The organism is Sphingomonas morindae, assembly GCF_023822065.1.
GTDB lineage: Bacteria > Pseudomonadota > Alphaproteobacteria > Sphingomonadales > Sphingomonadaceae > Solisphingomonas > Solisphingomonas morindae.
This window is the reverse complement of record NZ_CP084930.1, coordinates 3,060,764-3,074,488: the sequence shown is the minus strand read 5'-3', so window position 1 is coordinate 3,074,488 and position 13,725 is coordinate 3,060,764. Positions and strand designations below refer to the sequence as shown.

The following is a 13,725-nucleotide window of genomic DNA, read 5'->3' as shown; positions in this document are numbered from 1 at the left end:
AAAGCTTTGGGCGCCATCGTCTTCCTACAAAGCCTCAACCAGGATCGGACGCTTATGCCCCCCACCCGCCGCGCGTTCGCCGCGCCCGCCGCGCTGATCGGCGCGATCGTGCTGCTGCTCGCCGCCGCCTTCGCCTGGGCTGCGGGCTGGCTCGGCCCGAAAAGGATCGATGGCGGCACGATCGTCACCGCCTTGGACGCCAATGGCGGACGCCATCCCCATTATCGCCGCGCCCATGCCAAGGGGCTGTGCTTCACCGGCGCGTTCGACGCGACCGGGAACGGCGCCGCGCTGAGCGAGGCCGTGCTGCTGCGGCGCGGCCGCTATCCGGTGCTCGGCCGATTCTCGCTGGGCGGCGGCAATCCGCTCGCGGGGGATGGGCGGCCGGTGTTCCACGCGATCGCCCTGCGGCTGACCGCGCCCGATGGCGAGGAATGGCGCATGGCGATGGACCACACGCCCATCTTCCCCGTGGCCGACGTGCCGAGCTTCGTGGCGCTGCAGCGCGCGACCACGCCCGATCCGCGCACCGGCAAGCCCGATCCCGCGATCCTCGCCCCCTTCATCGCCGCCCATCCCGAGGTGAAGGCGTTTCAGGACTATATGGCGCATGCGGTGCTGCCGAACAGCTTCGCCAACGCCACCTACTACAGCATCAACGCGTTCCGCTTCACCGATAGTGCCGGCGCCGCCCGGCTGGTGCGCTGGCGCTTCGTGCCCGAGGCGCCGCTCGCCGGGCTCGACCTCGCGCATCTCGATGCGCTGCCGCGCGACTATCTCTTCCGCGAGATGGTGGCGCGCACCGCCAGGGGCCCGTCGCGCTGGCGGCTTGAGCTGGTGGTCGCCAATCCAGGCGACGTGACCGACAAGGCGACGGTCGCCTGGCAGGGGCCGCACCGCACGATCGATGCGGGCACGCTCACGCTCAGCGCGGTCCAACCGGAAGAGACCGGCGCCTGCCGCGACATCAATTTCGATCCCACCATCCTGCCGCGCGGCATCGGCCTGTCGGACGATCCGCTGCTCGCGGCGCGCTCCAAGGCCTATTCCTCCTCCTTCAACCGGCGCGCCGCCGAAGGGCCCGGACCCAGCGCCATCGGCCAGGATCTTGCCAAGGAGACCGCGCGATGAGCCGCCCCTCGCCCGATTTCCACCCCGCGCTGCGGCTGGTGCACTGGCTGATGGCGCTGCTGGTGCTGACGATGCTGTTCGTCGGCGTGGCGATGGTCTCCACCGCCGGCCCCGCCTATCCGCGCCTGCTGGCGCTGCACCGGCCGCTTGGGATCGCCATTCTCGCGCTCGTCGTGCTGCGCCTCGCGCTCCGGCTCGCCACCGGCGCGCCCGCGCTCCCGGCCGATCTGCCCGCGCCGCAGCGCTTCGCCGCCAAGGCGTCGCACTGGCTGCTCTATGCCAGCATGGCGGCGATGCCGCTGATCGGCTGGGCGATGCTCTCGGCGGGCGGCTATCCGGTGCGGCTCGGGCTCGGGCTGGTGCTGCCGCCGATCCTGCCGCATGATCTGCGCCTCTACGCGCCGCTGCGCGCGCTGCACACGATCGTCGCGTTGCTCTTCTTCGCGCTGATCCTCGTGCATCTCGCCGCCGCGCTGATGCATGGCCTGATCCGCCGCGACGGCGTGCTACGCAGCATGACGATCGGCCATGGCGGCCGCCGGGAGCCGGGGGTGCGGGAGCGGCGATGACGCTGGAGCAGCTGCGCATCTTCGTCGCGGTCGCGGAGCGCGAGCATGTCACGCGCGCGGCGGAGGCGCTGGCGCTCACCCAGTCGGCGGCGAGCGGCGCGGTGGCGGCGCTCGAGGCGCGCCACGGCGTCAAGCTCTTCCACCGCGTCGGTCGGCGGATCGAGCTGACCGAGGCGGGCCGCGTGTTTCTGGAAGAGGCGCGCGCGGTGCTGGCGCGCGCCGCCGGGGCCGAGCAGGCGCTGGCCGATCTGGCGGGCCTGACGCGCGGCAGCCTGCGGCTGGTGGCGAGCCAGACGATCGTCGCCTATTGGCTGCCCGAACGGCTCGCCGCCTTTCGCCGGCGCTATCCGGGCGTGGCGCTGGCGGTGGCGATCGCCAATACCGAAGCGGCGGCGCGCGCGGTGCAGGCCGGCGAGGCGGAGCTCGGCTTTGTCGAGGGGCCGGTGGATGATCCCGCGCTGGCGCAATGGCCCGTCGGCACCGATCGGCTGCGGCTGATCGCGCCCGATCCCGTCCCCGCCATCACCAATGCCTGGCTGGTCGAAGCGTGCTGGGTGATGCGCGAACGCGGCTCCGGCACGCGCGCCAGCTTCGAGGCGGTGCTCGCCGCGCGCGGCGTCGATCCGCAGGCGCTCACCGTAAGCCTCACTCTGCCGTCGAACGAGGCGGTGCTCGCCGCCGTGCGCGCCGGCGCAGGCTGCGCCGCCCTGTCCGAGCTGGTGGTGGCGCCTGCGCTCACCGCGCGCATGGTGACGGCGGCGGCGATGGACATGCCGGTGCGCCCCTTCTTCGCGCTGCGCCAGAAGGAGCGCTACCAAAGCCGCGCCGCAGACGCGCTGCTGGAGACGATCCGGGGCTATACGGCGGCGGCCGACTGGGTGATCTGACCCCGCGACCGTCCGCCTGTGGCGGCACTGCCGCGCCAGAACCGCAATTCGACCCGATCCGGCGCAGTCGGCACTTTTGTTGATGCGAATCACAAAGCCGTGATTGCAATGACTTAGCTGGATGACCCCAGCGACGCGACCGCTCCGCGCAGCAAGCGTTCCTTTGGCTCGCGCCGCTGGCCTGTTGCCGCGCGCGCGCGCGCCGCTGGTGCTGCTGCTCTATGCGCTGGCCTTCGGCATCGCCCATGCCGCCGCCGATCCCTGGGGCGGCGGCGCCGGCTTCTATTCGCTGTGGTTCCCGGCGGCGGGCGTGCGCCTCGCCTTTCTGTGGCGCGGCGGGGTCAAGCTCGCGCCGGCGCTGGCGGTGATCGAGCTTATGGTGGACACGCTGACCGGCGCGATCAATCCCTGGACGCGGGACTGGCCGATCACGCTGATCGGGGTGATCCGGCCGGTCTTCGCCTATGCGGCGGTGGTGTGGGGGGTGCGCCATGTGGCGCGCCGCTCGCGGGCCGAAATCTCCTACCGGCCGATGGCGCTGGGGCTGGCGAGTGTGCTCGCGCCCAATGCCGCGACGCTGGCGGCCCTGCCCCAGGCGCTGACCCGCCCCGAGCTGACGGGGGTGGCCGATTGGCGCGCGCTGGTGCTGTCGCTCGCCTCCTTCCTGATCGGGGATCTGCTCGGCACGCTGGTGGTGACGCCGCCGCTGCTCTGGGCAGCGGATCTGTTGACCGGACGCGCACGCCTGCCGCGCCGGCCGCCCCGGCTCGCCGCCTGCGCCGAGACGGGGGCGGTGTTCCTCATCTCGATCGCCATGACGCTGACGCTGCGCGCCGCCGGCCTGGGGCTGCACCCGATGCCGGTGATGTTCGCGATCGTCTGGATCGGCTTCCGGTTCGGCCGGGCGGCGGCGTGGATCTACATATTGATCGCGATCCTGCTGGTGCTGCCCTATTCGGCCGCCGGGGTTCCGGTGGCGGCGCGGCTCCAGATCCACCTTGCCCTCTCCACTGTGGTGGTGGCGGGCTATCTCGCCGGCAGCTTCGCCGACGCCCTGACCGAGGCGCGCGCCGATCTGCGCCGCCGCGACAAGCTGCTCTACCAGGCGGATCGGCTGAAGACGCTGCGCGCTATGTCGGTGGCGGTGATCCACGAGATCAGCCAGCCGCTCTCCACCCTGTCGATCGAGGCGAAGCGGCTGCACGAGGTCGCCCAGCCCATCGGTGGCGAGATCGCCGAGATCACCGGGCTGATCCATCGCAAGGCGAGCGCGCTGTCCGATCTCGTGCGGCGGCTGCGCCGCTTCGGCGGTCGCAGCGTCGAGGGCGCCGGCCCGCTGCCGGTGCCCGCTCTGCTCGATCTGGTGCGCACGCTGGCGGGCGCCGAAGCGAGGACGGGCCACGGCCGGCTGATCGTCGAACCCGCCGGGTCCGGCCTGGTGATCGCCGGCCAGGAGGTGGAAATGGCGCAGGCGGTGATCAACCTTGTGCGCAACGCGCTCCAGGCCTCGGCCGGGCCGGTGCGCCTGTCCGCCCATGCGGCGGGTGGCGAGATCCGGCTCGATGTCAGCAACGATCTCGGCGCCGATGGCCGCGCGCACGACGGCATGGGCATCGGCCTGATCGTGACCCGCGCCATCGTCGAGGCGCATGGCGGCCGGCTCGAGCGCGAGCGCGGCGAGGACCGCTTCACCTACCGCATCATCATGCCAAGCTATGGAGCCAGCAAGTGACCGAGGGCGTGGTTTACATCGTCGACGACGATGCCGATCTGGGGGCCAGCGTGGCGCGGCTGCTCCATCGGCACGGCTTCGTCGCGGCCGCCTTTCCCGACCAGGCGACGCTGCGGCCCGCGCACCGTGCCCGCGCGGCCGATTGCCTCCTCACCGACATGATGCTGGGTGACGATGACGGCTTCGCCGTCGCCGAGCAGCTGCGCCGGGACGATCCGCATATCGCCATCCTGTTCATGACCGCCTGGCCCACCACCGCCCATGCCGTCGATTCGATCCGCCGCCATGGCGGCCTCGACTATCTCGAGAAACCGCTCGACGAGTCGCGGCTGCTGACGGCGGTGACGGAAGGCGTCGTCTGGTCGCGCCGCCAGCGCGCCGCCGCGGAGCGGCTTTCGACGCTGAGCCAGCGCGAGCGCCAGGTCTTTGATCTGCTGGTGCAAGGCCACCCCAACAAGGTGGTGGCGGAGCGGCTGGGCCTCTCCCCGCGCACGGTTGAGGACCATCGCGCCTCGATTCTGCTCAAGACCGGCTCGAAAGGCTTGGCGCAACTCATCTCGCTGGCGCAATGAGGACGTGCCGCAGGGCATGCGACAGGGGATATGACGATGAGCAAGGGAAGCGTTCTGGTGACCGGCGGGGCCGGCTATATCGGCAGCCACGCGGTGCTCGCGCTGCTGGACGCCGGGTGGGACGTGGTGGTGATCGACAATCTCACCACCGGCTTCCGCTGGGCGGTGGATCCGCGCGCCAGCTTCGTCGAGGCCGAGATCGAGGATGAGGCGCGCGTGCAGAGCGTGCTGCGCGAGCATCAGGTGCGCGCGATCATGCATTTCGCGGGCTCGATCATCGTCCCCGAATCGGTCGAGAACCCGCTCAAATATTACAAGAACAACACGGTCGCGAGCCGCGCGCTGATCGCCAGCGCGGTGGCGGCGGGCGTGCGCCACTTCATCTTCTCCTCCACCGCCGCCACCTATGGCACCCCCGCGCGCGTGCCGGTGGCGGAATCCGATCCGACCCAGCCGATCAACCCCTATGGCATGTCCAAGCTGATGACCGAGATCATGCTCGGCGATGTCGCGCGCGCGCATCCGCTCAACTATTGCGCGCTGCGCTATTTCAACGTGGCGGGCGCCGATCCGCAGGGCCGCACCGGCCAGTCCACCGCCGGCGCCACCCACCTCATCAAGGTCGCGGTCGAGGCGGCGACGGGCAAGCGCGGCCATGTCGGCGTGTTCGGGACCGATTTCGACACCGCCGACGGTACCGGCGTGCGCGACTATATCCATGTCAGCGATCTTGCGGCCGCCCATGTCGAGGCGCTCGATCTGCTCGTCGCCCGGCCCGAGGAAAGCCATGTCATGAACTGCGGCTATGGCCATGGCTATTCGGTGCTGGAGGTGCTGGACGCGGTGGATCGCGTCACCAACCTGCCGATCGAGCGCCGGCTGGAAGGCCGCCGCGCCGGCGATCCCGCCGCCCTGGTGGCGGACAACAGCAAGATCCTGGCGACGCTCGGCTGGCGGCCGCGCCATGACGATCTCGAGGCGATCATCCGCGACGCGCTGGCCTGGGAGCGCAATCTCGCCGAACGCCGCTGATCCGGGCCGCCGGCGATACGCGGCCGAGCGCGCCGCCGGTCAGCGTCGACGCGCGCTGGGGCGGGGCTGAAGCGCGTCCAGCGCGTCGGCATTGGCGCGGCCCCAGCCATAGAGCAGCTCGACCGGCTCGACGCAGCGCGTGCCGAGCGGCGTCAGACGATAGGTCACCGCCGGCGGCACCACCGAATCGACATGGCGGCTGATCAGCCCGCTCGCCTCCATGTCGCGCAGCGTCTGCGTCAGCATCTTCTTGGAGATGCCGGGCAGGCTGCGCTGGAGCAGACCGGTGCGGGCGGCGCCCTGATGGCGGGCGTGGAGCGTGTGGAGCACCATGCTGGTCCATTTGGTGGCGAACAGCTCCAGCACGCGGCGCGGCGCGCAATCCTCCCGCCATGCCGCCTCGGGACTTCCCTTATCCATGGGTACCTCTTGGTGCCTAGGTTCCTGATCGGTGCCGTCTAGAAGCCGGCGCGGCGACTGCCTAGCTGCGGTGGCCGACGACAGGAGGCACGAAGATGGCGAAAACGGCTCTGGTGGTAGGCGCGAGCGGCATTGTCGGCGGCGCGACGGCGGCGCTGCTCGCGGCGGAGGGATGGACGGTGCATGGGCTCGCGCGGCGGCCCGGCAGCCAGCCGGGCGTGCATCCGCTCGCGGTCGATCTCCAGGATCGCGCCGCCACCGCGGCCGCGCTCGGCGACCATGCGCCCGATGCCGTGTTCATCACCACCTGGCTGCGGCAGGACAGCGAGGCGGAGAATATCCGCGTCAACTCGGCGATGGTGCGCAACCTGCTCGATGGCCTTGCCAAGCCGCGAGCGCCCCGGCACGTCGCGCTCGTCACCGGGCTCAAACATTATCTCGGGCCGTTCGAGGCCTATGGCCAGGGACGCCTGCCGGAAACCCCCTTCCGCGAGGAGCAGGGCCGGTTCGACGTCGAGAATTTTTACTATGCGCAGGAAGATGTCGTGTTCGACGCGGCGGCGCGGGATGGCTTTAGCTGGAGCGTGCACCGGCCGCACACGGTGATCGGTAAGGCGGTGGGCAACGCCATGAACATGGGCACCACGCTCGCCGTCTATGCGAGCCTGTGCCGCGAGACCGGCCGCCCGTTCCGCTTCCCCGGCTCGCCGGCGCAATGGTCCGGCCTGACCGACATGACCGACGCCGGCCAGCTCGCCCGCCATCTGCTCTGGGCGACGGAGACGGAGGCGGCGCACAATGAGGCGTTCAACTTGGTCAATGGCGATGTCTTCCGCTGGCAATGGATGTGGGGCCGCATCGCCGCCTGGTTCGGGCTCGAGCCCGCGCCCTTTGATGGGACCATGGTTCCGCTCGCGTCGCAGATGGCCGAGGATGGGCCGCTCTGGCGGCGGATCGCCGAGCGTGAGGGGCTGGCCGAGCCCGACCTCGCGCGGCTGGCCTCGCCCTGGCACAGCGATGCCGATCTCGGCCGGCCGATCGAGGTGGTGACGGACATGTCCAAGAGCCGGCGGCTGGGCTTCACCGCCTATCAGCCGACCGATGACGCCTTCTTCGCCCTGTTCGAGCAGTTGCGCCGCGAGCGGCTGATCCCCTGACCCTCAATGATAGTATACCGTATTTGACTTGGCGGGAGGGCGGCCGCATCATGGCGTAGGTGACGGGGCGGATCAGGGGGATGGCGATGGAAGGACGGCGCCGAGCGATCAGGCTGGGTCGACGCGCGCTGCTCCGCGCGGGCGTGGCGCTTCCCCTGCTCGCCGCCGCGCCTGCCACGCCGCCGCCACCCGCCCGGCGGATCAGCGCGCGGCTCGGCGGCCGGGGCGATGCCTTCCGCCTCGGCTGCCACGGCGGCGCGCTGACGAGCCTGCGGTTCGCGGGCGACCGGTACGAGACGGATTATGTCCGGCCGGGCGCGGGGCTGGGCCATGCGCATCTGCGCTTCCGCCGGGGTGCGGGCGAGGCATGGCGGCCGCTTTCCACGCGCGGCGGCGCGGTGACGCTGCGGCCGGGCGCACTGCGCGTGACGGCGGCGGCGGACGGCCTCGCGCTCGCCAGCGCGTGGCGCCTCGAGGGCGCGACGCTTCGCTGGACGATCACGCTCGCCAATCAGGGCGCGGACCCGGTCGAGATCGGCGATCTCTTCCTGCCCATGCCGATGGCGACCGATTTCGCCCAGGCGCCGTCGCCGCTGGCGGCGGTGATGAAGCACAGCTTCGTGTCCGGCCATGGCTCGCACATCTTCTGGATGCGATCGAACAGCGCCGGCCCGTATCTTCTGCTGCTCCCCGAGCGCGACACCGCGCTCGAATATTGGTCGGTCCAGCCGGCCGCGCCCGGCGAAACGGAGAGCTGGTGCGCCTATCTCCACGCCGCCGCCGCCGAGGGCGAGGCGCGGGCGGGCGGCACGCGCTGGCGGCTGCCGGTCAGCGCCCTCACCCTCGCCCCCGGCGCGCGCCGCCGCTACGGCTTCCGCCTCCAATGGGTAGCGGATTATGCCGCGGCGCGCGCCGCCATCGCCGAGGCCGGGCTGATCGATGTCGAGCTGGCGCCGGGGATGACGATCCCGCGCGATCTCGAGGTCGAGCTGGCGCTGCGCTCGGCCGATCCGATCGCCGCCATCACCGCCGAACATGCCGGATCGACCCGCATCACCCCGCTGCCGCCGCGCGCCGGCTATCAGCGCTATCGCATCGGTTTCGCGCGGCTGGGGGAGAACCGGCTGACGCTCCACCAGTCCGGCGGACGCGCGACCCATCTCGAATTTTTCGCGACCGAGCCGCTGGAGACGATGATCGCCAAGCGCGGCGCCTTTCTGGCCGCGCACCAGCACCGCGACCCGACGCGCTGGTATTATGGCCTGCTCGGCGAATGGGCGATGGATCGCCAGCGGCTGCTCGGCCCGGACGACTATGATCGCATCCGCGGCTGGCGCATCTACGAGGTGACGTGCGACGATCCCGGCCTCGCCAAGCCCGCCTTCCTCGCCACCAAGAATGCCGAGCATCCGGTCGCCGCCGAGGTGGCCGCGCTCGACCTCTATATCGATCATTTCCTCTGGGGCGGGCTGCAGCAGACCGAGGCGGAGCCCTATCCGTTCGCGCTCTACGGCATTCCCGACTGGAAGCAGCTGCGCGACAGCGCCGATCCCGGCCCGAAGGGGCGGTCGCATGTCTGGCGCCCCTATGATTATCCGCACATCATGGTGCTCTATTTCGGCATGTACCGGATCGCGCGCGATCATCCCGGCATCGCCACGCGCCATCCGGCCAGCCTCTATCTGGCGCGCGCCTATGGCACGGCGATGGCCATGTTCAGCGTGCCGCTGCGGCTGGCCGACTGGTCCGCCTATCGCACTGGCTTCTACAATGAATGCGTGATCCCGGAGCTGGTCGCGGCGCTCGAGGCGGCCGGCCAGACGCGCGAGGCGGCCGCGCTGGAGGCGCATTGGGCGCGCAAGGTGCGGACCTTCGCAAGCCCCGACACGGATCTGTTCGGATCGGAATATCCGTTCGATTCGACCGGTTTCGAGAGCACGCAGGCGCTGGCGCGGGCGGCGGTGGACCGGCCGGCGGCGATGGGCGTCACCCCGGCGGCGGCGCGCGCCTTCCGCGATCGCCAGATCGCCGCCAATCTCTTCTGCCGGGGCTGGCTCGAGCCCGCCTATTACTATCTCGGCAGCGATTACCGCGCCGGCGCGGGCGACAGCTATACGCTCACCTATATGGCGCAGATGGGCGGCTGGGCGGTGCTGGACTATGCGCTCAACGATGCCGAGGATCCCCACGCGCTGCTCAGGCTCGGCTATGCCTCGCAGCTCAGCGCCTGGGCGCTGCTCAACAGCGGCGCGGCGGCAGACGGCCATGGCTATTGGTATCCGGGCGCCGGCAATGACGGCGCGGCGGCGGGCGGCTTCGAGCCCGCGCCGTTCGGCACCACCTGGCTCGGCCAGCCGCATCATCGCGGCGCCTGGTATTATGCGTGCGAGATCGATCTCGGCTTCACCGGCGCGCTGCGGGCGGCCCGCACCATCCTGGCCGATGATCCGATCCTCGGCCGCCTCTGCTATGGCGGCGCGCTCGCCGCCGACGGGCCCGCCCTCGACTGGCGGCCGAGCGATGGCGTGCGGCGCCGTCTGGCGCTGCGGCTGGCGGACGGCGGCGCCGATCTCCGCCTGCTCGACGCGCGCTTCGCGGCGGACCGGCTGGTGCGCTACGACAGCGCGCGCGGGCAGTTGGACTTCATCGCCGAACGCTTCGCGCCGGGCACGTCGCTGCGCGCCGAGCGTCGCTGCGGCCGCGGTCCCTGGCAGGCGTGCGAGGTGCCGATCGACGCGCGCGGCGGCGCCTCGATCGACCTGCCGCTCGGCGCCTGAAGGCTTCAGCCGTCCGCACCGGGCGGACGCGGACGCGGCCGGCTGAGAAGGAAGGCCGCGCAGGCGGCGAGCGGCGCCAGCACCACGAGCGCCAGCAGCGGGCGCGGCTGGGCGCCCCAGCAGAACAGGCCATAGCCCATCGCCATGCCGCCACAGGCCATGGCCTTGGCGCGGCCACTCATCGCCCCCTCGGCGCGCCAGGCGCGCAGGCTCGGCCCGAAATGCCGATGGTCGAGCAGCCAGGCCTCGAGCCGGGGCGAGGAGCGCGCGAAGCAGCCGGCGGCGAGGATCAGGAAGATGGTGGTGGGCATCAGCGGCAGCAGCGCGCCGATGATGCCGAGCCCCACACAGACCAGCCCCAGCCCGAGCCAGACCCCGCGCATCATCCGGCCCGCCGGCGGCAGGCCTTGCTTCCCGTCTGGCGTCATGCCCGTCCCCGCCGCTTCGCCACGCCGCGAGCCTAGGCGCGGCTGCCAGCGCTTCGCAATAGCGAAAGCGGCAGGCGATCAGCGCGCGGCCGGCGGCGGGAAGGCGAGCACCGCGCCGGCATAGCGTTCCACCACCAGGCTGAAGGGCAGGCCGTCCGCGCGCACCAGCACCGCGCGATGCTCGATCAGCGCATCGGGCCAGCGCAGCGTCGCGCCGGCCGGGGCTTTGGGAGGCGGCGGCGCGCCCGGCACGTCCCACTCCGCCGGAAGCGGCGACCAGAGCAGCCGCGCCGACAGCGTGTGTCGCTGGAAGCCGAGCGGCCGCACGACCTTGCCGAACGGCGTGTCGCTCGAGGCCAGGGCCGCGTTCATCGCCGCCGTGAGCCGCGCCGGCACATACCAATTATCCGCCCGCGACAGGACCATGTCGCCACAGCGTAGCGCCACGCGGCGATAGGCGATCGGCTCGTCCGGCCCGACCGCCAGCCGCGCGCGCAGGTCCTCGGGCGGCGGGGGCGCCGCCCCCGTCTCGCGGTCGGCGACGACTGTCGCGGGCGTAGCGATGCGGTGGCGGTCGCACCAGCGCTCCAGCGTCAGCGTCGCGCTGTCATGGCTGAGCAGATCGGCGTTGAGCGTCTGCACCGCCGCCAGCGCCTCGGCGCGGGCGAGCGGCGTGTCGGGCCAGGCGGGCGCGGCGGCGAGCGCGAGCAGCAGCGGCACAGCGAACATGGCGGATACTCCCAATCAGCCTCTGATATGGTCGATAAAGGCGCGCAGCGGCGCGGGCACCAGCCTTCGACCGGGATAATAGAGGAAGGGGCCGGGAAAGCGCGGCCACCAGCTTTCGAGCACCGGCGTAAGGGCGCCGCTCTCGAGCGCGGGGCGCAGCCACGCCTCGAACAGATAGACGATCCCCTGCCCCGCGATGGCGGTGGCGATGGCGAGATCCATCGCGCCGCCCGGGCTGACGATCAGCGGCCCCTGCGGCTCGATCCGGAGCGTCTCGTCGCCGCGCTCGAACTCCCAGATCGGCATGGCGCCGCTGCGGAAGCGGCCGCGCACACAGGCATGGCCGAGCAGATCGCGCGGATGTGCCGGCGTGCCGCGTGCGGCGAGATAGGCGGGCGCGGCGGCGGCGGCGAAGCGCTGCTCGCGCGGACCGATCGGCACCGCGATCATGTCCTGCTCCAGCCGCTCGTCATAGCGGATACCGGCGTCGCAGCCGGCGGCGAGCAGATCGACAAAATCATCCTCGGCCACCACCTCGAGCCGGATATCGGGATAGGCGGCGAGAAAGCCCGGCACGATATCCGGCAGGATCAGCCGCGCGACGCTGATCGGCACGTTGAGCCGCAGCGTGCCCGCCGGGCGGCTGCGGAAGCTGTTGACCACGTCGAGCGCGGAATCGACCTCGCGCAGCGCCGGGCCGAGCCGCGCCAGCAGCCGCTCGCCCGCCTCGGTGAGCGCGACGCTGCGCGTGGTGCGGTTGAACAGCCGCACCCCCAGCGCCGCCTCGAGCCGCCGGATCGTCTCGCTCAACCCCGAAGGGCTCGCGCCCAGCCCGCGCGCCGCCTCGCGGAAGCCGCGCGCGCGGGCCACCGCGACGAACAGCGCCAGATCGTTCAGCTCCACCGCCATTGTTCGCCTGCCTGCACAGCCCGTGCGGCCTGTGCCCGCTTATCGCGCGATCGCGCAAGGCCTAACTCGCCGCCACGCAAGCAAGGAGTTGGACGATGGACGCGAACACTGAGTATCGGCTGGGCGATCGCATGGTGCGGCGCATCGGCTTTGGCGCGATGCAGCTCGCCGGGCCCGGCGTGTTCGGGCCGCCCGCCGATCGCGCGGCCTCGCTGGCGGTGCTGCGCGCCGCGCTCGCCGCCGGGGTCGATCATATCGACACCGCCGATCTCTACGGTCCGCGCATCGTCAACGAGCTGATCCGCGAGGCGCTCGCCCCCTATCCGGCCGGGCTGACGATCGTCAGCAAGGTCGGCGCGCGGCGCGGTCCGGCGGGCGAGTGGATTGAAGACAAGGCGCCCGAGGCGCTGCGTCGACAGGTGGCGGACACGTGCGCCGCCCTGGGCGTCGATCGGCTCGACATCGTCAACATGCGCTTCTGGGGCGATGGACATGGCGCGGCGGAAGGCCCGGTGGAAGCCGAGATCGCGGTGCTCGCGGCGCTCCAGGCGGAGGGCGTGATCGGCCATATCGGCGTGAGCAACGTCACCGCCGCGCAGGTCGCGGCGGCGCGCCGGGTCGCACCGATCATATGCGTCCAGAACCAGTATAACCTCGCGCATCGCGGCGACGACGCGCTGATCGACGCGCTGGCGGCCGAGGGCATCGCCTATGTGCCCTTCTTCCCGCTCGGCGGCTTCACCCCGCTCCAGTCCGCCGCGCTCGAAACGGTCGCCGCGCGGCTGGGGGCGACCCCGATGCAGGTGGCGCTGGCCTGGCTGTTGCAGCGCAGCCCCAATATCCTGCTGATCCCGGGGACGCGCTCGACCGCCCATCTCGCCGAGAATATGGCGGCGGGCGCTATCATTCTCGACGAAGCGGCGCGCGCCGCGCTGGACGGCATCGCCGCCACGCCGCCCGCTCACTCCTGAAGGACGAGCCCGGCCGGGGGCACCCGCGCGAGGAAATGCCCCTTCACCCCGGCGGGCCAGGCGCGGAAGGGCACTCGTCCTTCCGCGCTCGCGGCATAGGCGCGGGCGAAGGCGAGCAGCGCCTCGGCCGCCTCCGCATCGGGCGTGAACCGACCCAGCACATAGCCGATCTTGCCCGGCGCGCGCAGATGCACGGCGCAATGCGCGGCGCAGGCGAACAGGCAGTTCATGCGCTCGACGACAATTCCGTCGTTGCGCGGATCCGCCGCCTGCGCCGCCTCCAGCGCCTCGGCCAGCCGCGCGCCGCCGCGCTGCCCCGTCTCGTCCTCGCGCATGTCCGCCGCATGGCGACAGGTGCCGCATACCACCAGGGTCGGCGCATCGCCGGTCCGCTTCCACATCGGCCGTGTC

Annotated in this window: 14 protein-coding genes; 9 read left to right on the top strand and 5 right to left on the bottom strand. The window is 71.7% G+C overall.

Annotated elements, in window-relative coordinates; translation table 11 throughout:
- The first annotated feature begins 54 nt into the window (after positions 1-54).
- From LHA26_RS14945 to galE, 6 genes are all read left to right on the top strand, one after another.
- Complete coding sequence (locus tag LHA26_RS14945) at positions 55-1,131, top strand: catalase family peroxidase (protein ID WP_252166375.1); 1,077 nt, start codon at positions 55-57, stop codon at positions 1,129-1,131.
- The gene (locus LHA26_RS14940) at positions 1,128-1,700 is read left to right on the top strand and encodes a cytochrome b (protein ID WP_252166374.1); all 573 of its coding nucleotides are present in this window, start codon (positions 1,128-1,130) and stop codon (positions 1,698-1,700) included. The genes LHA26_RS14945 and LHA26_RS14940 overlap by 4 nt, the downstream gene beginning before the upstream one ends.
- The gene (locus LHA26_RS14935; protein ID WP_252166373.1) at positions 1,697-2,587 is read left to right on the top strand and encodes a LysR substrate-binding domain-containing protein; all 891 of its coding nucleotides are present in this window, start codon (positions 1,697-1,699) and stop codon (positions 2,585-2,587) included. Before LHA26_RS14940 ends, LHA26_RS14935 begins: the two co-directional genes overlap by 4 nt.
- A gap of 163 nt (positions 2,588-2,750) precedes the next feature.
- Complete coding sequence (locus LHA26_RS14930; protein WP_252166372.1) at positions 2,751-4,319, top strand: ATP-binding protein; 1,569 nt, start codon at positions 2,751-2,753, stop codon at positions 4,317-4,319.
- The gene (locus LHA26_RS14925; protein WP_252166371.1) at positions 4,316-4,891 is read left to right on the top strand and encodes a response regulator transcription factor; all 576 of its coding nucleotides are present in this window, start codon (positions 4,316-4,318) and stop codon (positions 4,889-4,891) included. Before LHA26_RS14930 ends, LHA26_RS14925 begins: the two co-directional genes overlap by 4 nt.
- A 36-nt stretch (positions 4,892-4,927) precedes the next feature.
- Positions 4,928-5,923, top strand: coding sequence for a UDP-glucose 4-epimerase GalE (gene galE, locus LHA26_RS14920; RefSeq protein ID WP_252166370.1), 996 nt, complete (start codon positions 4,928-4,930; stop codon positions 5,921-5,923).
- Positions 5,924-5,962: 39 nt separating this feature from the next.
- Here the strand turns inward: galE and LHA26_RS14915 are convergent, their stop codons facing one another.
- Complete coding sequence (locus LHA26_RS14915; RefSeq protein ID WP_252166369.1) at positions 5,963-6,343, bottom strand: winged helix-turn-helix transcriptional regulator; 381 nt, start codon at positions 6,341-6,343, stop codon at positions 5,963-5,965.
- A 95-nt stretch (positions 6,344-6,438) separates the two neighbouring features.
- Here LHA26_RS14915 and LHA26_RS14910 point away from each other — a divergent pair, with 95 nt between their 5' ends.
- Positions 6,439-7,500, top strand: a complete 1,062-nt coding sequence (locus tag LHA26_RS14910) for an SDR family oxidoreductase (protein ID WP_252166368.1) — start codon at positions 6,439-6,441, stop codon at positions 7,498-7,500.
- Positions 7,501-7,580: 80 nt separating this feature from the next.
- Complete coding sequence (locus LHA26_RS14905; RefSeq protein WP_252166367.1) at positions 7,581-10,277, top strand: DUF5695 domain-containing protein; 2,697 nt, start codon at positions 7,581-7,583, stop codon at positions 10,275-10,277.
- A gap of 5 nt (positions 10,278-10,282) precedes the next feature.
- Here LHA26_RS14905 and LHA26_RS14900 read toward each other — a convergent pair whose 3' ends face one another.
- The 3 genes from LHA26_RS14900 to LHA26_RS14890 all read right to left on the bottom strand — a co-directional run bounded on the left by LHA26_RS14900 (position 10,283) and on the right by LHA26_RS14890 (position 12,343).
- On the bottom strand, positions 10,283-10,705 hold the full coding sequence (locus tag LHA26_RS14900; RefSeq protein WP_252166366.1) for a YbaN family protein: 423 nt from the start codon (positions 10,703-10,705) through the stop codon (positions 10,283-10,285).
- A gap of 78 nt (positions 10,706-10,783) precedes the next feature.
- Complete coding sequence (locus LHA26_RS14895) at positions 10,784-11,434, bottom strand: hypothetical protein (protein WP_252166365.1); 651 nt, start codon at positions 11,432-11,434, stop codon at positions 10,784-10,786.
- Between the two features lie 15 nt (positions 11,435-11,449).
- Positions 11,450-12,343 (bottom strand): LysR substrate-binding domain-containing protein, encoded by an 894-nt coding sequence (locus LHA26_RS14890; protein WP_252166364.1) that lies wholly within the window; start codon positions 12,341-12,343, stop codon positions 11,450-11,452.
- Positions 12,344-12,438: 95 nt separating this feature from the next.
- On the opposite strand from LHA26_RS14890, the gene LHA26_RS14885 reads away from it, so the two are divergent.
- Entirely contained in the window at positions 12,439-13,314 is an 876-nt protein-coding gene (locus LHA26_RS14885; protein ID WP_252166363.1) for an oxidoreductase, read from the top strand.
- On the opposite strand, the gene LHA26_RS14880 is transcribed toward LHA26_RS14885, so the two are convergent.
- Positions 13,305-13,715, bottom strand: a complete 411-nt coding sequence (locus tag LHA26_RS14880) for a DUF1636 domain-containing protein (RefSeq protein ID WP_252166362.1) — start codon at positions 13,713-13,715, stop codon at positions 13,305-13,307. The two genes, LHA26_RS14885 and LHA26_RS14880, sit on opposite strands and share 10 nt — an antisense overlap.
- Positions 13,716-13,725: the final 10 nt, after the last annotated feature.

Excerpts from the sequence above, each read along its gene's own strand:
- LHA26_RS14945 (WP_252166375.1), top strand. The coding sequence starts at position 55 with ATGCCCCCCACCCGCCGCGCGTTCGCCGCGCCCGCCGCGCTGATCGGC.
- LHA26_RS14940 (WP_252166374.1), top strand. The coding sequence starts at position 1,128 with ATGAGCCGCCCCTCGCCCGATTTCCACCCCGCGCTGCGGCTGGTGCAC.
- LHA26_RS14935 (WP_252166373.1), top strand. The coding sequence starts at position 1,697 with ATGACGCTGGAGCAGCTGCGCATCTTCGTCGCGGTCGCGGAGCGCGAG.
- galE (WP_252166370.1), top strand. The coding sequence starts at position 4,928 with ATGAGCAAGGGAAGCGTTCTGGTGACCGGCGGGGCCGGCTATATCGGC.
- LHA26_RS14915 (WP_252166369.1), bottom strand. The coding sequence starts at position 6,343 with ATGGATAAGGGAAGTCCCGAGGCGGCATGGCGGGAGGATTGCGCGCCG.
- LHA26_RS14910 (WP_252166368.1), top strand. The coding sequence starts at position 6,439 with ATGGCGAAAACGGCTCTGGTGGTAGGCGCGAGCGGCATTGTCGGCGGC.
- LHA26_RS14905 (WP_252166367.1), top strand. The coding sequence starts at position 7,581 with ATGGCGATGGAAGGACGGCGCCGAGCGATCAGGCTGGGTCGACGCGCG.
- LHA26_RS14900 (WP_252166366.1), bottom strand. The coding sequence starts at position 10,705 with ATGACGCCAGACGGGAAGCAAGGCCTGCCGCCGGCGGGCCGGATGATG.
- LHA26_RS14895 (WP_252166365.1), bottom strand. The coding sequence starts at position 11,434 with ATGTTCGCTGTGCCGCTGCTGCTCGCGCTCGCCGCCGCGCCCGCCTGG.
- LHA26_RS14890 (WP_252166364.1), bottom strand. The coding sequence starts at position 12,343 with ATGGCGGTGGAGCTGAACGATCTGGCGCTGTTCGTCGCGGTGGCCCGC.
- LHA26_RS14885 (WP_252166363.1), top strand. The coding sequence starts at position 12,439 with ATGGACGCGAACACTGAGTATCGGCTGGGCGATCGCATGGTGCGGCGC.
- LHA26_RS14880 (WP_252166362.1), bottom strand. The coding sequence starts at position 13,715 with ATGTGGAAGCGGACCGGCGATGCGCCGACCCTGGTGGTATGCGGCACC.